Annotated in this window: 24 protein-coding genes; 9 read left to right on the forward strand and 15 right to left on the reverse strand. The window is 72.4% G+C overall.

What is annotated here, in order from left to right:
• Window positions 1–51 precede the first annotated feature (51 nt).
• On the reverse strand, window positions 52–1,629 hold the full coding sequence (locus tag ACK1X7_RS25810) for a protein kinase domain-containing protein (protein WP_385142538.1): 1,578 nt from the start codon (window positions 1,627–1,629) through the stop codon (window positions 52–54).
• A 312-nt stretch (window positions 1,630–1,941) separates the two neighbouring features.
• Between ACK1X7_RS25810 and ACK1X7_RS25815 the strand changes: the two genes are divergently transcribed.
• Complete coding sequence (locus ACK1X7_RS25815; RefSeq protein ID WP_413115699.1) at window positions 1,942–3,585, forward strand: protein kinase domain-containing protein; 1,644 nt, start codon at window positions 1,942–1,944, stop codon at window positions 3,583–3,585.
• 122 nt (window positions 3,586–3,707) lie between these two features.
• Here ACK1X7_RS25815 and ACK1X7_RS25820 read toward each other — a convergent pair whose 3' ends face one another.
• The 9 genes from ACK1X7_RS25820 to pdhA form a co-directional block, all read right to left on the reverse strand.
• Window positions 3,708–4,277, reverse strand: coding sequence for a bacterial proteasome activator family protein (locus tag ACK1X7_RS25820; protein ID WP_137966618.1), 570 nt, complete (start codon window positions 4,275–4,277; stop codon window positions 3,708–3,710).
• Window positions 4,278–4,340: 63 nt separating this feature from the next.
• Entirely contained in the window at window positions 4,341–4,943 is a 603-nt protein-coding gene (locus ACK1X7_RS25825; RefSeq protein WP_385138075.1) for a hypothetical protein, read from the reverse strand.
• Window positions 4,944–5,152: 209 nt separating this feature from the next.
• Window positions 5,153–6,130, reverse strand: a complete 978-nt coding sequence (locus ACK1X7_RS25830; protein ID WP_413115700.1) for an NAD(P)H-quinone oxidoreductase — start codon at window positions 6,128–6,130, stop codon at window positions 5,153–5,155.
• Window positions 6,131–6,140: 10 nt separating this feature from the next.
• On the reverse strand, window positions 6,141–7,196 hold the full coding sequence (locus ACK1X7_RS25835; protein ID WP_385138079.1) for a potassium channel family protein: 1,056 nt from the start codon (window positions 7,194–7,196) through the stop codon (window positions 6,141–6,143).
• Entirely contained in the window at window positions 7,193–9,220 is a 2,028-nt protein-coding gene (locus tag ACK1X7_RS25840; RefSeq protein ID WP_413115701.1) for a molybdopterin molybdotransferase MoeA, read from the reverse strand. The genes ACK1X7_RS25835 and ACK1X7_RS25840 overlap by 4 nt, the downstream gene beginning before the upstream one ends.
• Window positions 9,217–10,044 carry an NTP transferase domain-containing protein gene (locus tag ACK1X7_RS25845; protein ID WP_382960550.1) on the reverse strand — a complete coding sequence of 276 codons (828 nt, stop codon included), beginning with the start codon at window positions 10,042–10,044 and terminating at the stop codon, window positions 9,217–9,219. Before ACK1X7_RS25845 ends, ACK1X7_RS25840 begins: the two co-directional genes overlap by 4 nt.
• A gap of 29 nt (window positions 10,045–10,073) precedes the next feature.
• Window positions 10,074–11,348: a dihydrolipoamide acetyltransferase family protein gene (locus ACK1X7_RS25850; protein WP_413115702.1), complete on the reverse strand. Its 1,275-nt coding sequence runs from the start codon at window positions 11,346–11,348 to the stop codon at window positions 10,074–10,076.
• The gene (locus tag ACK1X7_RS25855; protein ID WP_385138085.1) at window positions 11,348–12,397 is read right to left on the reverse strand and encodes an alpha-ketoacid dehydrogenase subunit beta; all 1,050 of its coding nucleotides are present in this window, start codon (window positions 12,395–12,397) and stop codon (window positions 11,348–11,350) included. The genes ACK1X7_RS25850 and ACK1X7_RS25855 overlap by 1 nt, the downstream gene beginning before the upstream one ends.
• Entirely contained in the window at window positions 12,397–13,539 is a 1,143-nt protein-coding gene (pdhA, locus tag ACK1X7_RS25860) for a pyruvate dehydrogenase (acetyl-transferring) E1 component subunit alpha (RefSeq protein WP_385138087.1), read from the reverse strand. The genes ACK1X7_RS25855 and pdhA overlap by 1 nt, the downstream gene beginning before the upstream one ends.
• Window positions 13,540–13,722: 183 nt before the next feature.
• Here pdhA and ACK1X7_RS25865 point away from each other — a divergent pair, with 183 nt between their 5' ends.
• Complete coding sequence (locus tag ACK1X7_RS25865) at window positions 13,723–14,211, forward strand: Lrp/AsnC family transcriptional regulator (protein ID WP_216345498.1); 489 nt, start codon at window positions 13,723–13,725, stop codon at window positions 14,209–14,211.
• Window positions 14,212–14,333: 122 nt separating this feature from the next.
• Here ACK1X7_RS25865 and ACK1X7_RS25870 read toward each other — a convergent pair whose 3' ends face one another.
• Together ACK1X7_RS25870 and ACK1X7_RS25875 are read right to left on the reverse strand one after the other, a co-directional pair.
• Window positions 14,334–14,927: a TetR/AcrR family transcriptional regulator gene (locus tag ACK1X7_RS25870; RefSeq protein WP_216345497.1), complete on the reverse strand. Its 594-nt coding sequence runs from the start codon at window positions 14,925–14,927 to the stop codon at window positions 14,334–14,336.
• Between the two features lie 2 nt (window positions 14,928–14,929).
• Complete coding sequence (locus ACK1X7_RS25875) at window positions 14,930–16,447, reverse strand: 3-hydroxyacyl-CoA dehydrogenase (RefSeq protein WP_385138089.1); 1,518 nt, start codon at window positions 16,445–16,447, stop codon at window positions 14,930–14,932.
• Between the two features lie 129 nt (window positions 16,448–16,576).
• On the opposite strand from ACK1X7_RS25875, the gene paaN reads away from it, so the two are divergent.
• The gene (gene paaN / locus ACK1X7_RS25880) at window positions 16,577–18,301 is read left to right on the forward strand and encodes a phenylacetic acid degradation protein PaaN (RefSeq protein WP_385138091.1); all 1,725 of its coding nucleotides are present in this window, start codon (window positions 16,577–16,579) and stop codon (window positions 18,299–18,301) included.
• Between the two features lie 83 nt (window positions 18,302–18,384).
• Here the strand turns inward: paaN and ACK1X7_RS25885 are convergent, their stop codons facing one another.
• Genes ACK1X7_RS25885 through ACK1X7_RS25895 form a run of 3 tightly spaced genes read right to left on the reverse strand, consistent with a single transcriptional unit; the run spans window position 18,385 to window position 21,177 of the window.
• Window positions 18,385–19,146 (reverse strand): TrmH family RNA methyltransferase, encoded by a 762-nt coding sequence (locus tag ACK1X7_RS25885; RefSeq protein WP_413115703.1) that lies wholly within the window; start codon window positions 19,144–19,146, stop codon window positions 18,385–18,387.
• A gap of 4 nt (window positions 19,147–19,150) precedes the next feature.
• The gene (locus ACK1X7_RS25890; protein ID WP_413115704.1) at window positions 19,151–20,383 is read right to left on the reverse strand and encodes an HTTM domain-containing protein; all 1,233 of its coding nucleotides are present in this window, start codon (window positions 20,381–20,383) and stop codon (window positions 19,151–19,153) included.
• Complete coding sequence (locus tag ACK1X7_RS25895) at window positions 20,380–21,177, reverse strand: DUF5819 family protein (protein WP_385138095.1); 798 nt, start codon at window positions 21,175–21,177, stop codon at window positions 20,380–20,382. The genes ACK1X7_RS25890 and ACK1X7_RS25895 overlap by 4 nt, the downstream gene beginning before the upstream one ends.
• Window positions 21,178–21,402: 225 nt before the next feature.
• Between ACK1X7_RS25895 and paaA the strand changes: the two genes are divergently transcribed.
• From paaA to ACK1X7_RS25925, 6 genes are all read left to right on the forward strand, one after another.
• Complete coding sequence (gene paaA, locus ACK1X7_RS25900; RefSeq protein WP_413115705.1) at window positions 21,403–22,353, forward strand: 1,2-phenylacetyl-CoA epoxidase subunit PaaA; 951 nt, start codon at window positions 21,403–21,405, stop codon at window positions 22,351–22,353.
• Entirely contained in the window at window positions 22,350–22,646 is a 297-nt protein-coding gene (paaB, locus tag ACK1X7_RS25905; RefSeq protein WP_344316284.1) for a 1,2-phenylacetyl-CoA epoxidase subunit PaaB, read from the forward strand. Before paaA ends, paaB begins: the two co-directional genes overlap by 4 nt.
• Window positions 22,643–23,344 carry a 1,2-phenylacetyl-CoA epoxidase subunit PaaC gene (gene paaC, locus ACK1X7_RS25910; RefSeq protein ID WP_385138099.1) on the forward strand — a complete coding sequence of 234 codons (702 nt, stop codon included), beginning with the start codon at window positions 22,643–22,645 and terminating at the stop codon, window positions 23,342–23,344. The genes paaB and paaC overlap by 4 nt, the downstream gene beginning before the upstream one ends.
• Window positions 23,338–23,895 carry a 1,2-phenylacetyl-CoA epoxidase subunit PaaD gene (paaD, locus tag ACK1X7_RS25915; protein ID WP_361506665.1) on the forward strand — a complete coding sequence of 186 codons (558 nt, stop codon included), beginning with the start codon at window positions 23,338–23,340 and terminating at the stop codon, window positions 23,893–23,895. The genes paaC and paaD overlap by 7 nt, the downstream gene beginning before the upstream one ends.
• Complete coding sequence (locus ACK1X7_RS25920) at window positions 23,895–25,004, forward strand: 2Fe-2S iron-sulfur cluster-binding protein (RefSeq protein ID WP_390793701.1); 1,110 nt, start codon at window positions 23,895–23,897, stop codon at window positions 25,002–25,004. The genes paaD and ACK1X7_RS25920 overlap by 1 nt, the downstream gene beginning before the upstream one ends.
• Before the next feature lie 94 nt (window positions 25,005–25,098).
• Window positions 25,099–26,247 (forward strand): acyl-CoA dehydrogenase family protein, encoded by a 1,149-nt coding sequence (locus ACK1X7_RS25925; protein ID WP_385138103.1) that lies wholly within the window; start codon window positions 25,099–25,101, stop codon window positions 26,245–26,247.
• The last annotated feature ends 13 nt before the right edge of the window (window positions 26,248–26,260 follow it).

The following is a 26,260-nucleotide window of genomic DNA, read 5'->3' on the forward strand; positions in this document are numbered from 1 at the left end:
CCGGCCCGGAGAGGGCCTTGGGAGGGGGCGCCACGGGGCGCCCCCGGGCCGTTACGGAATGCCGCCGTCCGTGGCACCCGCCGTACCGGTGGGATCCGTGGTGGGCTCGGTCGGCGGGTCGTCGGTGGGCTCGGTGGTCGGATCATTGCCGCCCGGGGTGGTCGGATCGTCGGTGGGCACGTTGGTGCCCGGGTCCGTCTGCGAGTCCGTCGGCTGGTCCGTGGGGTGGTCTTCGGAGTACGAGGGCTTCGGGTTGTCGGACGGGGTGTAGTCGTCGCCCGTGTTCCCGGCGGTGGAGTCGTCGGTCGGGGCCGAGTCGTCGCTGGTGTCGTCGGTCGGCTTGTCGCTCGGCTTGGTGGTCTTGTCCTGGGTGACCGACGTCTTGGGCTTGCTCGGCTCACCCCCGCCGTCCTTCTTGCCGTGCTGCACGGCGAAGGCGACCCCCACCGCGACCGCGACCATCGCGAGCACCGCGATCAGCCACACCTTGCCGCGGCCCTTACGGCGGCCGGAACCGCCGTGGTAGCCGCCGTCACCGCCCCCGGGGCCGGTGACGATCGGCTGCTGGGAGGTCTCGCCGTGGCCGGGGTGGGGCAGCGCGGTGGTGGCCCCGGGCACGCCCGGCATGCCCATGGCGGGGGTGGCGGCGCCCAGGTGCTGGGTGACCGGGCCGGTGCTCCAGACACCGGTGTGGCCGCCCGCCTCGTGGAGCATCTGGAGCGCGTACTGGACCATGCCGCGCATTTCCTCGGCGCTCTGGAACCGGTCGTCCGGGTCCTTGGCGAGGGAGCGCATCACCAGGCCGTCCAGCTCCGGCGGCACGGTGCCGGAGGTCTCCGAGGGCGGCACCGGGGTGTCCTGGACGTGCTGGTAGACCACCGACAGCGGGGTCTCCCCGGTGAACGGCGGGCGCAGCGCCAGCAGCTCGTAGAGCAGACATCCGGTGGCGTACAGGTCGGAGCGGTGGTCCACGGCCTTGCCGAGGGCCTGCTCCGGCGAGAGGTACTGGGGTGTGCCCATGACCATGCCGGTCTGGGTCATGGTGGACTGCGCGCCGTGCAGGGCGCGGGCGATGCCGAAGTCCATCACCTTGACCGCGCCGCTGTGGGTGATGATCACGTTGGCGGGCTTGATGTCACGGTGCACGATGCCGTGCTGATGGCTGTAGGCGAGCGCCTCCAGCACCCCGGAGACGATGATCAGTGCCTGATCCGGCGGCGGGGCCTCGGCGTTGAGCAGCAGATCGCGAATGGTCCGGCCCTCGACCAGCTCCATGACGATGTACGGCACGGTGTTCTGGCCGACGGTGTCCTCGCCGGAGTCGTAGACCGCCACCACGGCGTGGTGGTTCAGCCCCGCGACGGACTGGGCCTCGCGGGTGAAGCGGGCCTTGGACACCGGGTCCTCGGCCAGATCGGCGCGGAGCAGCTTGACCGCGACCGTCCGGCCGAGCCGGAGGTCCTCGGCGGCGAAGACTTCCGCCATACCGCCGCGGCCGAGACGACCGGTAAGCCGATATCGACCATCGCCGACAAGCCCTCCGTTGCCCCACGCTTCGGGCGAATCCGGCATTCCGGACCCGCTGGCGTCAGGTTCGGAGGGCCCCTGGGCGCTCTGGGTCTGTGCCATCGGTCCTCGCCGTCTCGTTCTCGGTGGGGGTCTGGTCGAGATCGCCCCGCCCACGGGCGGTACGGTTCCTGCTAGGGCACGCTACAGCCTTCGCGCCGTACATCGGTTGGTGATGGACCGGCCATCAAACCTGTTGACGCCAAAGCGATGCAAATCGCGTGACGGGTTCTTGCTCATCCGGTCACGGAACGGGCACGCGGCTTGACGTGTCCGTGGCCTCGGGCAGACTTGGCCACGATATCCAGAACATCAAGATCAATGCGTCGAAACGTGCGCGTCAGAGTAGTGAGTGCGCCAAGGGGGAAGCACGAAATGAGCCAGTACGGCGCATCGGGCAGGTATCACGGCCACTCTCTGGCGAACGGCCGCTATCAACTGCGTGACCTGCTGGGCGAGGGCGGAATGGCCTCCGTTCACCTGGCCTATGACTCCGTACTGGACCGCCAGGTCGCGATCAAGACGCTGCACACCGAACTGGGGCGCGAGCAGTCCTTCCGCGAGCGGTTCCGCCGCGAGGCCCAGGCTGTAGCGAAACTCACGCACACCAATATCGTCTCGGTCTTCGACACCGGCGAGGACTCGGTCGACGGCTCGCTGATGCCGTACATCGTCATGGAATACGTCGAGGGCCAGCCGCTGCGCGCGGTTCTGGACACCGATGTCCGGCAATACGGTGCGATGCCGACCGAAAAGGCGCTGAAGATCACCGGCGATGTGCTGGCGGCACTGGAAATCAGCCATGAGATGGGGCTGGTTCACCGCGACATCAAGCCCGGTAACGTGATGATGACCAAGCGTAATGTGGTCAAAGTCATGGACTTCGGCATCGCCCGCGCCATGCAGTCCGGGGTCACCTCCATGACCCAGACCGGCATGGTCGTCGGCACCCCGCAGTACCTCTCCCCCGAGCAGGCGCTGGGCCGCGGCGTCGACGCCCGCAGCGACCTGTACTCGGTCGGCATCATGCTCTTCGAGCTGCTGACCGGCCGGCTGCCCTTCGACGCGGACTCGCCGCTGGCCATCGCGTACGCGCACGTCCAGGAGGAGCCGGTCGCGCCCTCCACGATCAACCAGTCCATTCCCCCCGCGGTGGACGCGCTGGTCGCCCGCGCCCTGAAGAAGAACCCGAACGAGCGCTTCCCGACCGCCGAGGCCATGCGCGACGAATGCGCCCGGGTCACCCGCACCGGGCAGACCGGCGCCTCCCCGATCATCATCAGCGGCGGTCCGCCGGCCCGCAGCGGCGTCGGCGTCGGCTCGGCCGTCTTCCCGCCGATCGACCAGCAGACGCCCGCCCCCGGCCCCGGCAGCGTCCAGACGCCGTATCAGCCGCAGCCCTCCGTCGGGCAGTACGGCACCTTCGGCCCCTCCACCTCGGCCCCGGCCTCTCCGCCGATGGGGCAGCACGGCTACCAGACCCCGGCGCCCTCGTACCAGGGCCCCAGCACCCCGCCGCCGTACAGCATCTCGCCCTCGGCGCCGTCCGGGGGCGGCGGCAACAGCAACAAGCGCGTGATCATAGGCTCCGCCGTCGTCGCGGCGGTGGCGGTCATCGCCGTGGTCCTGGCCATCGCGTTCAGCGGTGACGGCGGCTCCAAGGACGAGAGCAAGGGGGGCGGGGGCGGCGGCAAGCCGTCGAAGCCGTCGGCCTCCGAAAGCGCCGAGGGCTTCCGCATGGGCGACAAGACCAAGACGATCGAAGCGTCGAGGTGCACCGACGCCTACGAGAACTCGAACGAGAAGGGCACCTACTCGGTGCCCGACTTCCAGAACCTCTACATCGACTCGGTGAAGAAGTGCATCCGGGCCGCGGGCTGGAAGTACCGCGTGGTGCCCCAGGACGAGAATCTGTGGGGCAAGGGCACCGTCCTCAATTACACGTACCGGAACTACGAGCCGTACAACCCCAAGACGGACACCATCGAGCTGACCGTCTCCACGGGTAACCCGGGGTAGCAGCCACGGCCACGCGCCCGGCGCACCCGCCAGCCTCCTCATACGACGCCGCGGGCCGCACCTTCCGGTGCGGCCCGCGGCGTCGTTTCGTCGTACGGTCGTTCCGTCGTACGGTGCGTGGCTCAGAGATACGGGCCCGAGCGGGCGCCGCCCGGCTTGGGCGCGTCCTCGTCCTCCTCGCCCCCGCCGAGCCCGGGCGGCAGCGCCCGGCGCATCTGCTCGAGCTGGGCGCGCGCCGCCATCTGCTGCGCGAACAGGGTGGTCTGGATGCCGTGGAACAGCCCCTCCAGCCAGCCGACCAACTGGGCCTGGGCGATGCGCAGTTCGGCCTCGGTCGGCACCGCCTCGTCCGTGAAGGGCAGCGACAGCCGCTCCAGCTCCCCGATCAGCTCGGGTGCGAGCCCGTCCTCCAGCTCCTTCACCGAGCTGGAGTGGATCTCCTTGAGCCGGACCCGGCTGGCCTCGTCGAGGGGTGCGGCGCGGACCTCCTCCAGAAGCTGCTTGATCATGCTGCCGATCCGCATGACCTTCGCCGGCTGCTCGACCATGTCGGTCACGGGAATCTCGCGCGACTCGTCGTCCCCACTGCCCTCGCCAGAAGCGGGGCCGACGCCGCCGAGTGCCATCCCGTCCGGACCGACGACCAGGACGTGCGGGCTCTCCTGCGCTCGTTCGTTCATCGGCTGGTTCATACCCCTATTGTTCCGCACCGGCATCCGGTCCGGCGGGCGAGGGTCGAGGATTCGGTGCCGATGTCAGCGGCGGCGCAGCCGGAGACCGAAGAACGCCAGGCCGAGGCCGAGACCGGTGAGCGCGAGACCGGTGCCCAGCGGCAGCACCCGCATCGCCCGCTCGCTGGGCTCGGCGGCGGTCCGCTGAGCACCGTAAGGCTGCCCGGAGGGGAGCGGTTCGCGCGCCTGGTGGCTGTCCGGGCGCTGCGGCATGGGGAGGGAGGACTGCGTCCACTCGGGCACCAGCGAGAACCGCCCGGCCCCCTCGTCGCTCTCGTTCCCGCTTTCGTTCCCGCTCTCGTTCCCGTCTCCGTCCCCGTCCCTTGTCCCGGCCGAGGGGTCCTCGTCCGACGGGGAGGGGGCGGGGGGCCGGGTGCGGCCGGGGTGCGTACGGCCCTCGCCCGCCCGGGTCCCCGCCAGCCCGCCGCCGTCGTCGGCGTCGTCTTCGGCGGCGTCGTCCTCGGCGTCGTCTTCGGCGGCGTCGGCTTCGGTGTGGGCGGCGGGGGTGGTGGAGGCGGCTGAGGTGGCGGATGCGGCCTGGGCCGCCTGGGCCGCCTGGGTGGCGGTCAGGGCGGTGCCCGCCAGCAGGGCCGCCGCCGGGAGTGCGCGGAGTGTCGCAGGGTTCACGGTGGTCACCCTCCCGTGCCGAACCGTTGCGTAACGGGATCAGCGTCACATGAGGGTATGTACCGGGCATCCTGGGCGCCGCCGTACGGACCGCGACGCCGCGGTGGCTGCGGCGCTGCCGTCCGTACGGCCGGGGTCGGGCCGGTGCCGGGTCTGTGCCGGGCCGGTGCCGGGCCGGTGCCGGGCCGCTCCGGGCCTGCTCGCGCCGCTCAGGCCGTCAGCAGGATCTTCCCCACATGCTCGCTGGACTCCAGCAGCCGGTGGGCCTCCGGGGCATCCCGCATCGGGATGGTGCGGTAGACGATCGGGCGGACCCGGCCACCCGCGATCAGCGGCCAGACGTGCTCCTGCACCGCCGCGATGATCGCCGCCTTCTGCGCCAGCGAGCGGCCCCGCAGCCCGGTGGCCGTCACGGCGGCGCTCTTGGAGAGCAGAGCGGCCAGGTTCAGCTCGGCCTTCGCCCCGCCCTGGAGCCCGATGATCGCCAGTCGGCCGTTGGTGGCGAGCGTCTCCACATTCCGGGCGAGGTACTTCGCGCCCACGATGTCCAGGATGACGTCCGCCCCGGTCCCATCGGTGGCCCGGCGGACCTCCTCGACGAAGTCCTGCTCGCGGTAGTCGATCAGGATGTCGGCGCCCAGCTCCCGGCAGGCCGCCAGCTTCTCCGGGCCGCCCGCGGTCACCGCGACCCGCGCCCCGATCGCCTTGGCGAGCTGGATCGCCATGGTGCCGATACCGCTCGATCCGCCGTGGGCCAACAGCGTCTCGCCCGGCCGGAGATGGGAGATCATGAAGACGTTGGACCATACGGTCGCGGTCACTTCGGGCAGCGCGGCGGCCGAGACCAGGTCCACGCCCTCGGGGAGGGACAGAAGCTGCCCCGAGGGAACCACCACCTTCTCGGCATATCCACCGCCCGCGAGCAGTGCGCACACCTCGTCGCCCACGGCCCAGCCGGTGACGCCGGGGCCCAGCGCCGAGATCCGGCCCGAGCACTCCAGCCCGGCGTAGGGCGCGGCTCCGGGGGGTGGCGGATAGACGCCCTGGCGCTGGAGCACATCCGCGCGGTTGACACCGGCGGCGGCCACGTCGACCAGGACCTCGCCCTCACCGGGTACGGGATCGGGGACCTCGGCCCATACCAGGGCTTCGGGGCCACCGGGTTCGGGAATCGTGATCGCATGCATGGCCGCGAGGCTACTCCTGGACCATCGGCGCGCGAACGATCGTGATCAGCCGGTCGGCCGCCTGAAGCGGGCTGGCGTCCGGGTCGTCGTACGCGAGCAGACGATGGCCGCGCAGCACCGACACCACCAGGTCGTCGGTGTCCCGCACCGACTTGCCCACCTCCGCCTTCACCACCGTGCGCTCCACCAGGTCCAGGCCCGAGCCCTGCTGGATCAGATCCTCGATCACCGCCCCGGCCGTGGGGCTCTGCACGCTCATGCCCAGCAGCCGGCCGGCCGCGCTGGCGCTGGTGATCACGGCGTCGGCTCCGGACTGGCGCAGCAGCGGCGCGTTCTCCTCCTCGCGCACCGCCGCCACGATGTTGGCGCCCCGGTTGAGCTGCCGGGCCGTCAGCGTGACCAGGACCGCGGTGTCATCGCGCTGGGTGGCGATCACGAACTGGCGGGCGCGCTGCGCCTCCGCGCGCAACAGCACATCGCTGCGGGTCGCGTCGCCCACCACCCCCGCGAACCCGTCCGCGTTCGCCGCCTCGATCACCTTGTGGTTGGGGTCGACCACGACCACCCGGTTCTTGGCCAGTCCCGTCGCGCAGAGGGTTTCCACCGCGGACCGCCCCTTGGTGCCGAAGCCGACGACGACGGTGTGATCACGCAACGCTGACCTCCAGCGGTTCAGGCGGTACTGCTCGCGGGTTCGTTCGGCCAGGACTTCCAGGGTGGTGCCGACCAGGATGATCAGAAACAGCACGCGCAACGGCGTGACCAGCAGGATGTTACTGAGCCGCGCACTGTCGCTGTACGGCACGATGTCGCCGTATCCGGTCGTCGACAGCGTGACGGTCGAGTAGTAGACGGCGTCGAGGAAGTCGACGCTTTCGTCGGAGTTGTCGTGGTAGCCGGAGCGGTCGACGTACACGATGACCACTGTCAGCACCAGCACCAGCAGCGCCAGCAGCAGCCGGCTGGCGACCTGGCGCAGCGGGCCCGCGTGGAAGCGGGGCAGATGGACGCGGTGGCCGCCGTCCCCGGGGGTGCGGGCGGCCGCGTCATGGCTGGGCAGCTTCACGCCGGGCCCTCCTCGGGGGATATGTCCTCACCGTCTCCATGGCGCGCTGCGTTGTCTTTACGGTGGCTCGCTCGGGGTGGGCGGGGGGCTCGGCCTGTGGGGCGCGATTGGTCCGCGTGGCGCGTTTGGTTCGCGTGGCGCGTTTGGTTCGCGTGACGCGATTGGTCCGCGTGACGCGATTGGTCCGCGTGACGCGATTGGTCCGCGTGACGCGATTGGTCCGCGTAGCTCAGTTGCTCTGTCGCGATCGCCGACCACGGGAGATCCAGCACCTCGACCTCGGTGCCCCGCTTCGCCCCGCCGGGCGGGATCACGGCGAGGCCGTCGGCCACCGCGATGCCGCGCAGCATCGCCGGGCCGGTGAAGCGCAGCGGCACCGCCGCGTCCTGCCGGAAGGTCACGGGGACCAGCCGGGTGTCCCGCGGATGCCCCTGTACGGCCTCGGCCAGTGGGGCCGGGCCGGGGGCGGGGGCCGGGCGGCCCGTCAGCGTCCGCAGCAGCGGCTCCGCGAGGGTCAGCAGACCGGACACCGCCGCGAGCGGATTGCCCGGCAGTCCCACCAGATGCCGGGCGGGGCGGGTTTGGGGTCCGGGAGTCTCGGATTTCTCGGGGTTCTCGGATTTCTTGGAGTCTTCGGGGTTCTCGGGTGCCAGCCGGGCGAGCAGCATCGGGTGGCCGGGGCGCACCGCCACCCCGTCCACCAGCAGTTCCGCGCCCAGGCGGCGCAGCGTGGGGTGGACATGGTCCACGGGCCCCGCGGCCGTGCCCCCGGTCGTCACGACGACATCGGCGGACGACTCGGCCACCGCCGCGCACACCGCGTCCGCCTCGTCGGTCAGCCGCCGGGTGCCCGTGACCTCGGCACCGAGCGCCCGCAGCCATGGCCCGACCATCGGCCCCAGCGCGTCCCGGATCCGGCCATCCTGCGGCAGCCCCTCGGTGAGCAGCTCATCGCCGAGGACCAGCACCTCGACGCGCGGCCTGCGCACCGTCGGCAGCTCGTCGTACCCGGCCGCGGCGGCCAGGCCCAGTACGGCCGGGGTGACCAGGGTCCCGGCGGGGAGCAGTTGATCGCCGCTGCGGCACTCCTGGCCGCGGGTGCGGATGTCCTGGCCGAGGACGACGGGGTGGGCGGCGGACGCGTGGAGCCAGCCGTCGCCCGCGTCGGTGCCGTACTCGCTGCGCAGCACGGCGGTGGCGCCGGGCGGGACGCGGGCGCCGGTGGCGATGCGGACGGCGTGGCCGTCGGGCAGGGCGGCCGCCGCACCGTGTCCGGCGAGGATGCCGTGGTCCTGGTCATCGGTCGGCAGCCGCCAGGGGCCGGGGCCCGCGAGCGCCCAGCCGTCCATGGCGGAGGTGTCGAAGGGCGGCAGGTCGGTGAGCGCGGCGAGCGGCGCGGCCAGGACCTGCCCGAGCGCCTCGGACAGCGGTCGCATCACCGGGGCGGCGTGGGCGGCCTCCTTGACGGCGGCGCGGGCGGCGATGGCGCGGGCGTCGGGCCAGGAGGTGGGGCTGTGGTGCGGTTTGTCCATAAGGGGGTGCGGGTGGGAGGTGGGTGCGGCTGGGGTGCGTTTCGAGTACGGGGCCGGGGCCGGGGGCTGCGGGGCGGGGGCCCTGGACCGCGTGTTCTTGCCGCCAGTCCCCCCTGACGTCGAGTTACCCAGAAATTCGCGCCACACGTATACGTCGGCTTCCAGATCCCCCGCCGCTCCGCCCCCGTCCCCTCCCGTCTCATCCGCCTCATCGCGGCACTCCCGCCGTTTCGCCGGCCGCTCCTGGGCCAGGTCGAGGGCGGTCTCGGCCCAGTCCGTCCCGGTCGGGTCGGCGCCGGTGTCGCGGCCTCGTTCCGGGGCGGGCGGGTCCGGGCGGCCGTTGGCCAGGTTGAGGGCCGCGTCCGCCCAGTCCTCGTCCGCCCTGTCGAGTGGCTGCTCCGGACCCTGCGGTGGGGATTCGTTGGCCAGCGCCAGCGCCTCGTCGACCTCTCGGTCGAGCGGGTCCCCGTCCCGGGGGTTGCGTGGTGTCACTGCTCCTCGGCCCAACGCGCGGCCAGCGCCGCGGCCTTCTCGGTCGCGGCGGCCAGTGCCTCCGGGCCGCCGCCCTTCTGGGCCGCGGCATAGCCGACGAGGAAGGTGGTCAGCGGGGCGGCGGGCCGGGCGACGCCATGTGCGGCGTCACGGGCCAGATCGAGTAGCGCCGCGGTGTCGACATCCAGGTCGATCCCGAGCTCGGCCTTGACTGCGGTAATCCATTCGTCCAACACGCGTCCATGCTCCCTGATGCGCGCTCGAGCCGTGGTGATGTCCTCCCAGGTGTCGCAGTCGAACGACGCCGTGGGGTGCTGGAGGCGGGCCAGGGCCAGCTCGGAGACGAGGAGGCGCAGGGGCAGCCCGCCGAGACCGCCGTGTTCGGTGGCGAGGAGGGCGATCTCGCGGCGCAGCGGCTCGGCGCGGTAGGCGGCGACAAGGGGCTGCTCGCGGCCGTCGGAGTCGATGAGCTGGGCGCCTTCGGTGCCCTCGACGCCGTTGAGGAGGGTCTCCACGGTCTCGGGGGTGAGGAAGGGCAGATCGGCGGAGAGGACGAGGACGACCGGAGCGGTGGTCTGGCGGACGCCCGCGTCGACGGCCGCGACCGGGCCGCCGCCGGGGGGCTCCTCCCGGGCCCACCGCACGGGCCGCGCCGTGGGCCTGCGCGGGCCGACGACTACGGTCCGCCCGGCGCCGCGGCAGGCGTCCAGCACCCGGTCGAGCAGGGGGCGCCCGCCCACCCGCAGTGCGGGCTTGTCCACCCCACCGAGCCGCCGAGCGGCGCCCCCGGCCAGGATCACCGCGTCATACGCACCTGGAGTCACCCCATGAGTATGGCGCCGCCGGGCAGCCGCTACAGCCGTCGCAACAACACCAGGGGCTGCTCCACGCAGTCGGCCACATACCGCAGGAATCCGCCGGCGGTGCCTCCGTCGCACACCCGGTGGTCGAAGGTGAACGAAAGCTGCACCACCTGGCGCACCGCCAACTCGCCCTGGTGCACCCAGGGCTTCGGGGCGATCCGGCCGACCCCGAGCATCGCCGCCTCGGGGTGGTTGATGATCGGCGTGGAGCCGTCGACCCCGAAGACCCCGTAGTTGTTCAGGGTGAAGGTGCCGCCGGTGAGCTGCGCGGGGGCGAGTGTCCCGGTCCGCGCGGCCTCGGTCAGCCGGGCGATCTCCTCGGACAGCCCCTCTATGGTCCGCGTCTGTGCGTCGCGCACCACGGGGACCACCAGGCCCCGCTCGGTCTGCGCCGCGAAGCCGAGATGGACCTCGGGGAGCCGGATGATCTCCCGGCCTTCCATGTCCACCGTGGCGTTGAGCTCGGGGAAGCGCGCCAGGGCGGCCGTGCAGATGCGGGCCAGGAGGGCGAGCACGGAGACCTTGGGCCCGCCCGCGGCGTTCATCGCAGCGCGGGCCGCGAGCAGTTCGGTCGCGTCGGCGTCCACCCAGCAGGTGGCGTCGGGGATCTCGCGCCGGCTGCGGGCGAGCTTGTCGGCCACGGCGCCCCGTACCCCCCGCAGCGGCACCCGCTCCCTTTCCGGGGCGACGGCGGGTGCGGGGGCGGGCGCGGGGGTGGGGGCGGGAGCCGCCACCGCTCGCTCCACATCCGCCCGCAGAATCAGCCCCTCCGGGCCCGAGCCCTTGAGCTGCCGCAGATCGACGTCGTGCTCCCGGGCCAGCCGCCGTACCAGGGGCGAGATCACCGGCAGGGGCCCGGCGGGGGCCACCGCCACCGTCTCGCGCGGCGGCCCGGCGGAGAGCTGGACGCGACGGCGCCGCGCGGCGGGACCGGACGTGCCGTAGCCCACCAGCACATTGCCCGATCCGCCGTCGGCCGCGCTCTCGGTGACCGGCGGAGCGGATCCGTCGTCCGAGCCCTCCGGCACGGCGACAGTGATCAGCGCCGCGCCGACCGGCACCTCCGCGCCCTCCTCGCCGTACCGGGCGGTCACCACGCCGCCGTAGGGGCACGGCACATCCACCATCGCCTTGGCGGTCTCGACCTCGACCACCGGCTGGTCGACCGCGACCACCTCACCGACCTGGACCAGCCAGCGCACGATCTCGGCGCCGGTCAGCCCCTCGCCCAGATCGGGCAGGGTGAACTCCCGTACGACAGCCATCAGACGGCGCTCCCCTCGGTCCACTGCGACTCCCACTGGAGCCGGGCGACGGCGTCCAGCACCCGGTCCACCCCGGGCAGATGGTGCCGCTCGAGCATGGGCGGCGGGTAGGGGATGTCGAATCCGGCGACCCGCAGCACGGGCGCCTCCAGATGGTGGAAGCAGCGCTCGGTGACCCGGGCGGCGATCTCCCCGCCGGGCCCGCCGAAGCCTGTGGCCTCGTGGACGACGACCGCGCGGCCGGTGCGGCGCACGGAGGCGCACACCGTGTCGTCGTCGAAGGGGACCAGCGAGCGCAGATCGACGACTTCCAGATCCCAGCCCTCGGCCCGGGCCGCCTCGGCGGCTTCGAGGCACACCGGCACGGAGGGGCCGTAGGAGATCAAGGTGGCGCTGCGGCGGCCGCCGGTGGCGGGCCTGCGCACCACCGCGCGCCCGATCGGCGGCACCTGCTCGGGGGCGTCGGCCGACCAGTCGGCCTTGGACCAGTACAGCCGCTTGGGCTCGAGGAAGATCACGGGGTCGTCGGAGGCGATGGCGGCACGCAGCAGCCCGTAGGCGTCGGCGACGGTCGCGGGGGCGACGACATGGAGGCCGGGGGTGGCCATGTAGTAGATCTCGGAGGAGTCGCTGTGGTGCTCGACGCCGCCGATGCCGCCCCCGTAGGGCACCCGCACGGTGATCGGCATCGGCATCGCCCCGCGGGTGCGGTTGCGCATCCGGGAGACATGGCTGATGAGCTGCTCGAAGGACGGGTAGGCGAAGGCGTCGAACTGCATCTCGACCACCGGCCGCAGCCCGTACATGGCCATGCCCACGGCGGTGCCGAGGATGCCCGCCTCGGCGAGCGGCGTATCCGTACAGCGGTCCTCGCCGAACTCCTTGGCGAGCCCGTCGGTGATCCGGAAGACGCCGCCCAGGGTGCCCACGTCCTCGCCGAGGACATGGACGGACGGGTCGGCGGCCATGGCGTCGCGCAGCGCGCGGCCGAGCGCCTGGGCCATGGTGGCGGGCTTACGGGCGGTGTCGGCCCCGATGGCGGTGGTCATCACTCCCCCTTCCCGGAGTCGCCGGCCTCGGCGTCGAGCTCCGCGCGGAGCTGGGCCGCCTGCTCGCGGAGCTGGCTGGTCCGGTCGGCGTAGACGTGCTCGAAGAGCTCCATGGGGTCGAGGACCGCGTCCTGGTGCATGCGCGTCCGCAGATCGGCGGCGAGCCGCTCCGCGGACTCCCGCGCGGCCCTGGCCCCCTCGTCGTCCAGCAGACGGCGGTCCCGCATGGCGTCCTCCAGGAGCGCTATCGGGTCGTGTGCCTGCCATGCCTCGACCTCGGAGTCGGGGCGGTAGCGGGTGGCGTCGTCGGCGTTGGTGTGGGCCTCGATGCGGTAGGTGACCGCCTCGACCAGGGTGGGGCCGCCTCCGCCGCGGGCCCGGCGCACCGCCTCCGCCAGCACCTCGTGGACGGCGGCCACGTCATTGCCGTCGACGAGGCGGCCGGGCATCCCGTATCCGACCGCCTTGTGGGCCAGGGAGGGCGCGGCGGTCTGCTTGGCGAGCGGGACGGAGATGGCGAAGCCGTTGTTCTGGACGAGGAAGACCACCGGGGCGTGCCAGACGGCCGCGAAGTTGAGGGCCTCGTGGAAGTCGCCCTCGCTGGTGCCGCCGTCGCCGACCAGGGCGAGGGCCACCACATCGTCGCCCTTGAGGCGGGCGGCGTGGGCGAGGCCGACGGCATGCGGAAGCTGGGTGGCCAGCGGGGTGCACAGCGGGGCCACACGGTGTGCGTGGGGGTCGTAGCCGGAGTGCCAGTCGCCGCGCAGCAGGGTCAGGGCGTCGACGGGGTCGAGCCCGCGGACCACGGCGGCCAGGGTGTCGCGATAGCTGGGAAAGAGCCAGTCGCGGTCCTCCAGCACCAGCCCGGCCGCGACCTGGCAGGCTTCCTGCCCGGTGGAGGAGGGATAGACGGCCAGCCGGCCCTGCCGGGTGAGGGCGGTGGCCTGGGTGTTGTACCGGCGGCCGCGCACCAGCTCGCGGTGGAGCCGGGTCAGCAGATCGGGGGAGATGTCGGCGGCGGCGGCGGTGCCCAGCAGGCGGTACGGCTCCGCGTCGGGCAGCAGCGGCGCGGCCTCGACGCGGGGCTGCCAGCCGGGCGGGGGAGTGGGCCGGTAGGCACCGGGCTGCTCAAGGACCGTCATGTCGCGACCTCCTGGGCGTGGCGTACGGCGGGAGGGCGGGGCGTGCCATGCGGCATCGCCCTCCCCCTACCGATTGTTCGGTCGTTGACGCATTTTGGCTACAGGCGACCCAAGCCTGTGGACAAACGGTTCTTCAGCGCCTGTGATGAAGACAGGACGTCCATGAAGGGGAGGCGGGACGATATGCGGGGCGAACAGATGGCCAATCCGGACGGCAAACCCCCGGCACGGCCCCTGGACGCCATCGACCACGACATCCTGCGTCTGCTCCGAACGGATGGCCGCGCCTCCATACGCTCCGTGGCCGAGCAGGTGCACGTGTCGCGCGCCAACGCCTACGCCCGGATCAACCGCCTGATCGACGACGGGGTGATCCGCGGCTTCAGCGCCCGGGTGGACCAGGAGCGGGCCGGGCAGGGCGCGTCCGCGTACATCACGCTGAAGATCGTCCAGAACTCCTGGCGCACCGTGCGCGAGCAGCTCCGCCAGCTTCCGGGGGCCGCCCACATCGCCCTGGTCAGCGGGGACTTCGATGTGCTGCTGCTGGTCCACACCGAGGACAACCGCTCGCTGCGCGAGCTGGTCCTCACCCGGATCCAGGCCATACCGGAGGTGCTGAGCACCCGGACGCTGCTGGTCTTCGAGGAGACGGACCTGGACTCGGAGCTGTAGCGGGAGCTGTAGCGGGAGCTGTGGCGGGCGCGACCGGCCACCGGGGGGTTGTGGCGGGCGCGACCGGCCACGACGGCGCCGCGGACGGCCGACGACGCCTCAGCGCACTTCCAGCGGAGCGCTCAGCGCTCCGTGCGCAGGCCCGCGAAGGCCGTACGGACCACGGCCTCGGCCACTTCCTGGGAGGTCGCGGCCCCGCCGCGACTCGGCCGGTACCACTCCACAATGGAGTTGATCATGCCGAAGAGCAGCCGGGTCGCCAGCCGGGCGTCCACATCGGACCGCAGGTCGCCGTCGGCCGCCGCCCGCTTGAGCAGCTCCGCGACCTGGTGGTCGAACTCCCGGCGCCGCTCCATGGCCCACCGCTCGGTGTCCGTGTTGCCCCGGACCCGCAGCAGCAGGGTGACGTAGGGCAGCTCCTCCATCAGCACCTCGCTGGTGCGCCGGGTCACATGCTCCAGCCGTTCGATCGCCCGCCCGTCGCGTGCGGCGGGCTCCTGGAGGATGCCGAACAGCCCGTCCAGCGCACGGCTTATGGCGAGCCTGAGCAGCTCCTCCTTGCCCTTCACATGGTGGTAGATGGAGGACTTGGAGATCCCGGCGGCTCGGGAGAGGTGCTCCATGGAGGTGCCGTCGTAGCCACGCTCGTTGAACACCTCCACGGCGACCGCGAGCAGCGATTCGGGCGTGTAGGTGTCGCGCTTGGCCATGGTCATGATTAGAGCAGCCTCTCATCGGCGGCGGCACGCCGGATCAGCGCCTGGGAGGGGGCGTAGCGGCCCGTCGGACAGGCTCGGTGGAGATTGCGCAGGGTGTCGAGCACCCAGCGGGCACCGAGCGCGTGCCCCCAGGCCAGCGGTCCGCGCGGGTAGTTGACCCCTGTCAGCATGGCGGTGTCCACGTCCTCGGGGCTCGCCACCCCGCGGGCGACGGCGTCCTCGGCGAAGTCCACGAGCATCGCGACCGTGCGGGCCACGACCATGCCGGGGACGTCCTGGACCACGCTGACCGCCTTACCGAGCGCCTGGAACAGGCCGATCGCGGACCGCAGGGACTCCTCGGCGGCGGCCGGGGACGGTGCGAGGGCGATACGGGTGGCGGTGCGGTAGTCCAGCGCCAGGTCGAAGCGGACGGACGCGGCGAAGGGGTCGTCGGTGGCGGTCGTGCCGTCGGTCAGGGACAGGCGGGTGCCGTCGGGCAGGGCGAGATGTCCCCCGACGGGCTCACGGGTCACCGGGATGCCCGCCTCCTCTATGAGGCCGACCAGCCCTTGCGCCGGTCCCAGGTCGCCGTGGAGGGCGACCTTCGCGGGCGGCTCGCACGGCTCGGCGGTGTGCGGGGCGGGCCGCCCGGCGCCCTCGGAGTGGTCGAACCAGCCGTGGCCCGTCTTGCGCCCGAGCCGTCCGGCGGCCACGAGCTGCCGCTGGGCGAGGGAGGGGGTGAATTTCGGATCGTGGAACAAGGCTTCCCACACGGATCGGGTGACGGCCTCGTTCACATCCTGGCCGATCAGGTCGGTGAGCTCGAAGGGGCCCATCCGGAAGCCGCCGGACTCGCGCAGCACGGCGTCCAGGGTGGCGGGGTCGGCGGCGCGCTCCTCGTACACCCGGAACGCCTCGGCGTAGAAGGGGCGGGCGATCCGGTTGACGATGAATCCGGGGGTGTCGGCGCAGCGCACCGGGGTCTTTCCCCAGGCCGCGACGGTGGCGTGGGCACGGTCGGCGGCGGCCTCGTCCGTGGCGGCGCCGCGCACCACCTCCACCAGCGGCATCAGCGGGGCCGGATTGAAGAAGTGCAGACCGACGAGGCGACCGGGGCGGCGCAGGACGCCGGCAACGGCCGTGACGGAGAGGGAGGAGGTATTGGTGGCGAGCAGACAGCCGTCGGAGACCACCGACTCCAGCGCGGTGAAAAGCTGCTGCTTGGCGCCGAGTTCCTCGAGGATCGCCTCGGCCACCAGCTCCGCATCGGCCAGGTCAGCGAGGTCGGCGACGGGGACGAGGCGACCGAGGGCCGCGTCACGGTCGGCGGCCGTGAGGCGTTCCTTGGCGACGAGCCGGCCGAGCCGGGCCGCGATGGCGTCGGCGGCCTGGGAGGCACGGCCGGGCGCCGCGTCGTAGAGCCGCACGGGATGGCCCGCGGCCAGCGCCACCTGGGCGATCCCCTGGCCCATCGTGCCGGTGCCGATGACGGCGACGACGCCGGCGCGGTCGATCCCACGGTCGATCGCAGTCATGCCGCAGATCCTTTTCGACGAAGTTATCCACAGGTTCGTCAGGCCCTCTTGTCCCGACCGATCGTTCGGTTACTCTAACTCTGTCGCCCATTCCAGCCCAGCCCCAGCTCGACGAGGAGTTGGTCAGTCGTGACCGCCGCACTCACCACCGCGCAGTTGACGCAAGAGCACCGCCCCACCCTCGACCAGGCCCTGGAGGCGATTCGTACCCGCGCCTATTGGTCCCCGCACCCCGAGCACCCGAAGGCTTACGGCGGCGAGGGCCAGAGCGGGCGCCCGAGCCTGAGCGTCGCCGAGGGCCAGGCCGCGTTCGAGGCGCTGCGCGGCCGGCGCATCGAGCTGGACCAGCCGGGCACCGACGGCTGGACGGGCTCCGAAGTCTCGCCGTTCGGTGTCGAGATGGGCATGGAGTATCCGCATCCGGACCTCGATGTGCTCCTCCCGGCGATGCGGGCGGGGATGCCCGCCTGGCGGGAGGCCGGCCCGGAGACGCGGGCCATGGTGTGTCTGGAGATCCTGGCCCGGATCGGTGCCCGGTCGCATGAGTTCGCCCAGGCGGTCATGCACACCAGCGGACAGGCGTACATGATGGCCTTCCAGGCCGGCGGCCCCCACGCCCAGGACCGCGGTCTGGAAGCGGTGGCGTACGCGTTCGCCGAGCAGACCCGCACCCCCGGCGCCGCGGACTGGTCCAAGCCGCAGGGCAAGCGCGACCCGCTGCGGCTGCGCAAGACGTTCACGGCCGTCCCGCGCGGTATCGCGCTGCTGATCGGCTGCAACACCTTCCCGACGTGGAACGGCTATCCGGGCCTTTTCGCCTCGCTCGCCACCGGCAATCCGGTGCTGGTCAAGCCGCACCCCCAGGCCGTGCTGCCGCTGGCGCTGACCGTCCAGGTGGCGCGGGAGGTGCTGACGGAGGCGGGGTTCAGCCCCGATCTGGTGGCGCTGGCCGCCGAGCGGCCCGACGAGGGGATCGCCAAGGTCCTCGCCGTCCGCCCCGAGATCCGCGTGATCGACTACACGGGCTCGACCGCCTTCGGCGACTGGCTGGAGACCCATGCCCGCCAGGCCCAGGTCTTCACCGAGAAGGCGGGGGTCAACACGGTGGTGATCGACTCCACCGACGACTACCAGGGCATGCTGGCCAACCTGGCGTTCTCCCTGTCCCTCTACAGCGGCCAGATGTGCACCACCCCGCAGAATCTGCTGATCCCCCGCGGCGGTATCACCACCGACGCCGGCCCCAAGACCTACGACGAGGTGGTGGCCGACCTGGCGGCGGCGGTGGACGGGCTGCTGGGCGACGACGCCCGGGCGAGCGCGCTGCTGGGCGCGATCGTGGGCCCGCGGGTCCAGGAGCGGCTGGAGGCCGCGCCCGGCCTGGGCGCGGTCGCCCTGGCCTCGCGTACGGTGACCCACCCCGACTTCCCCGGCGCCACGGTCCGTACGCCGCTGATGGTCAAGGCGGACGGCGCCCGGAAGTTCTGGGAGGGGGCCGACGCGGACGCACCCTATCTGTCCGAGTGCTTCGGCCCGGTCTCCTTCGCCGTCGCCGTCGACTCCACGGAGGACGCGGTCGCGCTGCTGCGCCGGACCACCCGGGACAAGGGCGCGATGACGGTCGGCGCGTACACCTCCTCACCGGAGGCGGAGCGGCTGATCGAGGAGGCGTGCCTTGAGGAGTGCGCCCAGTTGTCGCTCAATCTGACCGGCGGGGTGTATGTGAACCAGACCGCGGCCTTCTCGGACTTCCACGGCTCGGGCGGCAACCCGTCGGCCAACGCCACGCTGTGCGACGGGGCGTTCGTGGCCGGCCGCTTCCGGATGATCGAGGTCCGCCGCCCGGCGGAGTAACAGGGCCCAGTGGGCGGGGCGGCGCGGGGCCGGTCACCGCGTCGCCCCGCCACGACACCGTCTCGGGCGGGTCGGGCCCGCGCTCATGCCGGGCGGTCGGGGCCGCCCCAGTGGAAGAGGGCCATGGCCACGCTGGTGGCCAGGTTGTAGCTGGAGACCTGCGGCCGCATGGGGAGGGCCACCAGCCTGGTGGCCCGCTTCCGCAGCTCCGGCGAGATCCCGTGGCGCTCGGAGCCGAAGGCGAGCAGCGTGTCATCGGGGATGGTCACGGACCGGATGTCCTCCCCCTCCGCGTCCAGCACATACAGCGGCCCCTCCGGGAGGGCGTCGCCCGGCAGTCGCTCGACCGCGGTGGCGAAGTGAAGCCCGGCGCCGGCCCGCACGGCGTTCGGATGCCAGGGATCGATATCGCCGGTGGTGACCACGCCGGTGGCCCCGAAGCCCGCGGCGAGCCGGACCACGGCTCCGACGTTCCCCAGGTTGCGGGGGTTGTCCAGGACGACCACCGGGGCAGTCCTGGGCCGCTTGGACAGCTCGTCCAGATTGCCCTGCCGGCCGCGCCGGACCGCCAGCGCGGCGACCCGGGTGGGGTTCACCCTGGGCACCAGCTCGCGCAGGGTCCCGGCCTCCACCTCCACCAGGAGATCCGCGATCGTCTCGGTGAGATCGTCGGCCAGGTCCGCGGCGAGTTCCAGGGCGGCCGCCTTGTCGCTGGTGACCGCGGCGCGCACCTCCGCGCCGAACCGCAGCGCGTGCTTCAGCGCGTGGAAGCCGTCGAGCAGGACGGTCTCGGGGGCCGTCGCGCGCCAGTGCCGTACGGCCTGCGCGGCCTCGTCATCGATCATTCCCTCAGCGTACGAGGGTGTCGGCCGCGGTTTCCCGGTCGCTCTCCCGCACCCGCTGCCCCGGCAGCCACACCGCGCGTGCCGTCAGCCGGTCCCGGGCCCGGCCCAGCCGCGCCGCGGCCCAGCGCAGGAAGTTCGTCGGCAGGAAGACCGAGTCCGCCGCGATCACGGCGAGCGAGAAGAAGGGCAGCCCCAGCATCACGGCGATGCCGAGGTGCTCCAGCATCAGCAGGACGAGCATCACGTTCTTGGCCCGCCGGTTGAGCAGGGTGAAGGGGAAGGCCACCTGGACGATGACCGTGCCGTAGGTCAGCACCATCACCAGGGTGCCGCTGGACGCCATGAGGTCGGTCAGCCCCGGCCAGGGCGAGAAGTAGTCCAGATGCAGCGGGTAGTAGAGGGCGGTGCCGTCCTGCCAGCGCGAGCCCTGGATCTTGTACCAGCCGGCCGTGGCGTACAGCAGACACACCTCGGCCATGATCACCAGCAGGGCGCCGTTGTGCGCCACATTGGCGAGCGCGTCCAGAACGGTGCGCGGCTCCCCCGGTGCGTAACGCTTGACGAGCCACCAGCCGGCCTGGACGAACCACAGCCCCCACAGGACGGTGGACCAGCCCAGCCCGGGCAGCGGGCCGTCGGAGATCAGGGAGAGCCGGGCGTCGGTGAGGAGCTGCACCCACAGCAGGGCGGTCCCGGTGAGGGCCCACAGCACGATTCCGGTGGTGTCGCGCGGCGGCTCCTCGCGGTCCGCCTGCCGGGCCGCCCGGCGCGCGTCCAGCGACCACATCTGGCCGCACCGGGTGAGCACCAGGTACATCGACATCAGATGGATGAGATTGTCGCCGCCGTCCCCCACGAAGATGGAGCGGTTCTGGAGCGACAGCACCCCGACCATGAACAGCACGGACATGGTGCGGGTGCGCCAGCCCACCAGCAGCAGCGCGCTGGAGACGAGGGCGAGGGCGTAGACGGCCTCGAACCACACCCCGGACTCGGACCACATGAGCGCGCTGAAGGCGCGGTTGCCATCGATCAGCCGCGCGGCCATGTCCCAGTTCCACGGGCCGTCCGGCCCGTACAGCTCCCGGCGGTGAGGCCATTCGCGCACCAGGAAGAGAAGCCAGGTGAAGGAGAAGCCGATGCGCACGACGGCGCTCTGCCGGGGGCCGAGCGCGGCTCCGGTGAGGCGGGCGTAGCCATCCGCCACGGCGGTCTGGAGGCGGGCGGAGGGGGTCACCGGCTCTTCGCCTCCGGGATGTCATGGGTGGTCACCGACCACCACGGCAGCGTCCGGTACACCGTCTTGGTGTCGATCTTCTCGTCGCTCCAGGACGGCGGGGCCACCGGAGTGGTCGCGGAGCGCACCTGTATTCGCTCCACGATGCCGCCGTCCTCCTCGCGACCGAAGCGGAGCATCACGATCCGGCGGATGTACTGCTCGGAGAGGCCGCCGCGCATGCCCTGCGGCCGCTCCTGCGCGTCATGCGAGCCGACGTAGAACTCCCAGGCGCGGCGCAGCTCGTTCTGCTGGGTGTGGCTGGGCAGCGGGTTGTGCCGGATGGCCGCCCCGTCCTGGGCCGAGAGGTCGCGCCAGCCGGTGGTCGCGGTGCCGCCCTCGCGGGTGCGGATCTCGGCGCGGGCCTGGACGGCGATGTTCTGCTGGAGCGGGTTGGGGGCGAAGAGCTTCCAGACCCGTTCGAACTCCGGATAGATGTAGTCGTCTATCGCCGCGCCGTGCCGCTTGGTGAGGGTGTTGGGCGGTGAGACGGCCAGAAAGGCCGTCGAGAGATGGATCGCGGCGGCGACGGCGGCGACGGCAATGCCCACCGCGATGATGAGCTGTCCGGGCAGGGAGAGCGCGGTGAGCGGTTCCGCCGCGTCGCCGTCCGGCTCCGGCTGCTCGGGCTCGGTCGGCTCCGGCTCTGTCGGCCCTGGTTCCGCCGGTTCCGGCTCCGCTGGCTCCGGCTCCGCCGGTTTCGGTTCCGGTTCTGTTGGTTCCGGCTCCGTCCCGGCCGTACCCCGCGCCGCCATACCCGCCCCGCTCCCGATGGTCCAGGTCCTCGCGCACGCCGGTCGGCACGCGCGCCCCCGTGGCCCCCACGCCCCCGGCACCGTACCCATGCGGAACCACTCGGCACAGCGTCCTCCGCGTTATCCACAGGGTTGACACCCTACGTTCCTCAGCACACCATTGAACCGAACGATCGGTCGGTCGGCTGGCTGGTCGGCGGAGACGGATGGGCGGAGGGGCTTCCCATGACGACGATGGCGGCGGACGCCGGGGCGTACGAGGCGGTGTTCGACGCCGCCCTGGCCGCGGACGAGCGCATCGAGCCGCGTGACTGGATGCCCGATGACTACCGGGCCACGCTGGTGCGGCAGATGGCCCAGCACGCCCACTCGGAGATCATCGGCATGCAGCCGGAGGCCAACTGGATCACCCGCGCCCCCTCGCTGCGGCGCAAGGCGATCCTGATGGCCAAGGTCCAGGACGAGGCGGGCCACGGCCTGTATCTCTACAGTGCGGCGGAGACCCTGGGCACGAGCCGGGAGGAGCTGCTGGACAAGCTCCACAGCGGCCGCCAGAAGTACTCCTCGATCTTCAACTACCCCACGCTGACCTGGGCCGACGTCGGAGCCATCGGCTGGCTGGTGGACGGCGCCGCGATCACCAACCAGGTCCCCCTGTGCCGCTGCTCCTACGGGCCCTACGCGCGGGCGATGGTCCGCATCTGCAAGGAGGAGTCCTTCCACCAGCGCCAGGGGTATGAGCTGCTGCTGGCCCTGAGCCAGGGCACCGAGGCCCAGCACGCCATGGCGCAGGACGCGGTGGACCGCTGGTGGTGGCCGTCGCTGATGATGTTCGGTCCGCCGGACAACGCCTCGGCCCACTCCGCCCAGTCGATGGCCTGGAAGATCAAGCGCCACTCCAACGACGAGCTGCGCCAGCGCTTCGTCGACATCTGCGTCCCCCAGGCCGAATCCCTCGGCCTCACCCTTCCCGACCCCGAGCTGCGGTGGAGCGAGGAGCGGGGGCATTACGACTTCGGGCCGATCGACTGGGACGAGTTCCGCGAGATCCTGCGGGGAAACGGCCCGTGCAACGCCCAGCGGATCACCCAGCGGCGCCGGGCCCATGAGGAAGGCGCCTGGGTGCGCGAGGCGGCCGCGGCGCATGCGGCCAAGCATGGGAAGGCACAGGCATGAGCGGCAGCCCGAGCACCGAGTGGCCGCTGTGGGAGGTGTTCGTCCGCAGCAGGCGCGGACTGTCGCACACCCACGCCGGATCCCTCCACGCCCCCGACGCGGAGATGGCTCTGCGGAACGCACGGGATCTGTACACCCGGCGCTCGGAGGGCGTCTCGATCTGGGTGGTGCCGTCCGCCGAGATCACCGCCTCCTCACCGGACGAGCGGGATCCGTTCTTCGAGCCGTCCGCCGACAAGCCCTACCGCCACCCCACGTTCTACGCGATCCCGGAGGGGGTGCGGCATCTATGACCGCGGCCCTCGCCCTGGGCGACGACGCGCTGGTGCTCTCCCACCGGCTGGGGGAGTGGGCCGGGCACGCCCCCGTGCTGGAAGAGGAGGTCGCGCTCGCCAATATCGCCCTCGACCTGCTCGGCCAGGCCCGGGTGCTGCTCTCCCTCGCCGGCGACGAGGACGAGCTGGCGTATCTGCGCGAGGAGCGGGCGTTCCGGAACGTCCAGTTGGTCGAGCAGCCAGGCGGTGACTTCGCCCAGACCATCGCCCGCCAGCTCTACTTCTCCACCTACCAGGAGCTGTTGTACGAGCGGCTGGCGCGCGGCACCGGCCCCTTCGCCCCGCTCGCCGCCAAGGCCGTCAAGGAGGTGGCCTACCACCGCGACCACGCCGAGCAGTGGACCCTGCGGCTCGGCGACGGCACGGAGGAGAGCCATGAGCGGATGCGGCGGGGGCTGGACGCGCTCTGGCGGTTCACCGGTGAGCTCTTCGAGCCGGTCGAGGGGTGCGAGGTGGAGTGGCACACGCTGCACGACGCCTGGCTGACCCGGATCAGCTCGGTCCTGGAGCGTGCCACCCTGACGGTGCCCGAGGGGCCGCGGCGCGGCGGCTGGGCGGCCGGAGCGGGGCGCCAGGGGCTGCACACCGAGCCGTTCGGCCGGATGCTCGCCGAGATGCAGCATCTGCACCGCAGCCACCCGGGGGCGACATGGTGACGCCCACGCCCTCCGCGGCACCCACACCTCCCGCGGCACCCACGCCCCCCGCGTCCGGTATCACCCCGGTCGAGGAGGAGCTGCTGCGGCTGGCCGGATCCGTACCGGACCCCGAGCTGCCGATGGTGTCCCTGGCCGAGCTGGGCGTGATGCGCGGACTGCGGCTGCTGGGGCCGGGCCGGGTCGAGGTCGAGCTGACACCCACCTACACCGGCTGCCCGGCGCTGGAGTCGATGGCCACCGATATCGAGCGGGTGCTCCATGACCACGGCGTCCCCGAGGTCGCCGTGCGCACGGTCCTCTCCCCGCCCTGGACGACGGACGCGATCAGCGCCGAGGGCCGCCGCAAGCTGGCCGAGTCCGGCATAGCGCCGCCCGCGCCGCGCCGTGCGGCGGCGGGCGGCCCGGTCCCGGTGGCCCTGGCGGTGCGCTGCCCGCACTGCGGCTCGACCGAGACCGAGCTGCTGAGCCGCTTCTCCTCCACCGCGTGCAAGGCGCTGCGCCGCTGCACGGCCTGCGGTGAACCGTTCGACCACTTCAAGGAGTTGTGATGGCCGCGGAGGCGGTGCAGCGGGCCACGCCCCGCCACGGCGCGTTCCACCCGCTGCGGGTGGCGGCGGTCGACCGGCTCACCGATGACGCGGTGATGGTCACCCTCCTGGTGCCGCCCGCGCTGCGGGAGACGTTCCGCTTCACGGCGGGGCAGCACATCGCGGTGCGCCGGTTCGCGGACGGCGCGGAGATCCGCCGGACGTATTCGCTGTGCACCCCGGCCCCGGGCGCGGAGGGCCCGGAGTTCCTGCGGATCGGGGTGCGGCTGGTCGAGGGCGGTGAGTTCTCCGCCTATGCCCTCAAGGAGCTGGCGGTCGGCGAGGTCATGGAGGTGATGGCCCCGGCGGGCCGGTTCGTCCTGGAGCCCCGTCCCGGCCATTTCGCGGCGGTCGTCGGCGGCAGCGGAATCACCCCCGTGCTGTCCATCGCGGCCACGCTGCTCAGCCGGCAGCCCGAGGCGCGGTTCTGTCTGATCCGCAGCGACCGCACCGCGGCCTCGACGATGTTCCTGGAGGAGGTCGCCGACCTCAAGGACCGCTGGCCCGACCGGTTCCAGTTGGTGTGCGCGCTCTCCCGGGAGGAGCAGCAGGCCGGGCTGGTGTCCGGGCGGCTCGACGAGGAGCGGCTGACCGCGCTGCTGCCGGCGCTGCTGCCGGTCACCTCGGTGGACGGCTGGTTCCTGTGCGGGCCCTATGGTCTGGTGCGCGGCGCCGAGCGGGCGCTGCGCGGTCTCGGGGTCTCCCGCGGCCGGGTCCATCAGGAGATCTTCCATGTGGAGGCGGCCCCCGCCGAGGACGTCTCCCCCATACCGGATCCGGCGCGGGCGGCGTCGCAGAGCTCGGTCACGGCGACCCTGGACGGCCGCTCGGGCACCTGGCCGGTCCAGGCCGGGGAGCCGCTGCTGGAGACCGTGCTGCGCAACCGGGCCGATGCGCCGTATGCGTGCAAGGGCGGGGTCTGCGGGACCTGCCGGGCCTTCCTGGTCTCCGGCGAGGTGCGGATGGACCGTAACTTCGCGCTGGAGCCGGACGAGGTGGAGGCGGGCTATGTGCTGGCCTGTCAGTCCCATCCGGTGGGCGAGCGGGTGGAGCTGGACTTCGACCGCTGACACCCTCGGGCGCGGCAGCGGCGTTCCCTTCTTATAGAACCTGTTCTATCTTGACGGGCCGTCAGATAAAGCCGCGGCGCGGGAGGTACGGACAGTGGACTTCACCTTCACCGAGGAGCAGCAGGCGGCCGTCGAAGCGGCGAAGGCCGTCTTCTCCTCCGTCACACCGGACAGCGTGCCCAGCCCCGCGCTGACCGCCGGCGCCGTCGCCGAGGACTTCGACCGCGCGCTGTGGCGGAAGCTCGCCGAGAGCGATCTGCTGGGCCTGAGCCTCGACCCCCAGTACGGGGGCTCGGGCCTCGACCCGCTTGCCCTCTGCCTGGTGCTGCGGGAATGCGGCCGGGTGCTGGCCCGGGTGCCGCTGCTGGAGTCCAGCGCCGCGGCGCTGGCCGTGCAGCGCTACGGCGGGGCCGAACTGCGCACCGCCGTGCTGCCCCGGGCCGCCGGCGGTGAGCTGGTCCTCACCACGGCCTCCAGCGGCCGCACCGGCCATGGCCCGGCCGAACTCGCCGTCCAGGCCCGGCGGAACGGGGACGGCTGGGTGCTGGACGGCGTCCAGACCGCGGTCCCCTGGGCCCATGGCGCCGATCATGTGCTGATCCCGGCCCACACCGGGGAGGGCCGGACGATCCTCGCCCTGGTCCCCCGCGACCATGAGGGCGTCGCCCTCGATGAGCAGATCTCCACCAGCGGTGAGCGGCAGGCCGAGATCCGGCTGGACGGAGTGCGGCTGGCCGACCGCGAGGTGCTGGCCGAGGACGGCGCCTGGGAATGGCTGCGCGATCTGCTCACCACCGGCACCTGTGCGCTCGCGCTGGGCCTCGGCTCGGCGGTGCTGGACCTCACCAGCTCCTATGTGAGCGAGCGCGAGCAGTTCGGCTTCCCGCTCGCCAGCTTCCAGGCGGTCGCCGTGCAGACCGCCGACCGCTATATCGATCTGCGGGCCATGGAGGCCACCCTCTGGCAGGCGGCCTGGCGGCTGTCCCTGGACGAGGAGCGGCCGACGGCGGGCGGGGCGCTGCCCATCGCGGGGGATGTCGCCGTGGCCAAGATCTGGGCCGCCGAGGGCGTGCGCCGCGTCGTGCAGACCGCACAGCATCTGCACGGCGGCTTCGGCGCGGTCACCGACTACCCCCTGCACCGCTACCACGCATGGGGCAAGCAACTGGAGCTCTCACTGGGATCCGCCGCCGCCCATGAGGAGGCGCTGGGCGAACTCCTCGCCGCCCACCCCCTCGGCTGACCGGCGAGTCCGG

This window comes from Streptomyces sp. CY-1 (assembly GCF_047218265.1).
GTDB classification, from domain to species: Bacteria; Actinomycetota; Actinomycetes; order Streptomycetales; family Streptomycetaceae; genus Streptomyces; species Streptomyces niphimycinicus.

Excerpts from the sequence above, each read along its gene's own strand:
- ACK1X7_RS25855 (WP_385138085.1), bottom strand. The coding sequence starts at position 12,397 with ATGACCACCGCCATCGGGGCCGACACCGCCCGTAAGCCCGCCACCATG.
- ACK1X7_RS25830 (WP_413115700.1), bottom strand. The coding sequence starts at position 6,130 with ATGCATGCGATCACGATTCCCGAACCCGGTGGCCCCGAAGCCCTGGTA.
- paaD (WP_361506665.1), top strand. The coding sequence starts at position 23,338 with ATGGTGACGCCCACGCCCTCCGCGGCACCCACACCTCCCGCGGCACCC.
- pdhA (WP_385138087.1), bottom strand. The coding sequence starts at position 13,539 with ATGACGGTCCTTGAGCAGCCCGGTGCCTACCGGCCCACTCCCCCGCCC.
- paaC (WP_385138099.1), top strand. The coding sequence starts at position 22,643 with ATGACCGCGGCCCTCGCCCTGGGCGACGACGCGCTGGTGCTCTCCCAC.
- ACK1X7_RS25850 (WP_413115702.1), bottom strand. The coding sequence starts at position 11,348 with ATGGCTGTCGTACGGGAGTTCACCCTGCCCGATCTGGGCGAGGGGCTG.
- paaA (WP_413115705.1), top strand. The coding sequence starts at position 21,403 with ATGACGACGATGGCGGCGGACGCCGGGGCGTACGAGGCGGTGTTCGAC.
- ACK1X7_RS25920 (WP_390793701.1), top strand. The coding sequence starts at position 23,895 with ATGGCCGCGGAGGCGGTGCAGCGGGCCACGCCCCGCCACGGCGCGTTC.
- ACK1X7_RS25895 (WP_385138095.1), bottom strand. The coding sequence starts at position 21,177 with ATGGCGGCGCGGGGTACGGCCGGGACGGAGCCGGAACCAACAGAACCG.
- ACK1X7_RS25810 (WP_385142538.1), bottom strand. The coding sequence starts at position 1,629 with ATGGCACAGACCCAGAGCGCCCAGGGGCCCTCCGAACCTGACGCCAGC.
- paaB (WP_344316284.1), top strand. The coding sequence starts at position 22,350 with ATGAGCGGCAGCCCGAGCACCGAGTGGCCGCTGTGGGAGGTGTTCGTC.
- ACK1X7_RS25875 (WP_385138089.1), bottom strand. The coding sequence starts at position 16,447 with ATGACTGCGATCGACCGTGGGATCGACCGCGCCGGCGTCGTCGCCGTC.
- ACK1X7_RS25815 (WP_413115699.1), top strand. The coding sequence starts at position 1,942 with ATGAGCCAGTACGGCGCATCGGGCAGGTATCACGGCCACTCTCTGGCG.
- ACK1X7_RS25820 (WP_137966618.1), bottom strand. The coding sequence starts at position 4,277 with ATGAACCAGCCGATGAACGAACGAGCGCAGGAGAGCCCGCACGTCCTG.
- ACK1X7_RS25865 (WP_216345498.1), top strand. The coding sequence starts at position 13,723 with ATGCGGGGCGAACAGATGGCCAATCCGGACGGCAAACCCCCGGCACGG.
- ACK1X7_RS25885 (WP_413115703.1), bottom strand. The coding sequence starts at position 19,146 with ATGATCGATGACGAGGCCGCGCAGGCCGTACGGCACTGGCGCGCGACG.
- ACK1X7_RS25870 (WP_216345497.1), bottom strand. The coding sequence starts at position 14,927 with ATGACCATGGCCAAGCGCGACACCTACACGCCCGAATCGCTGCTCGCG.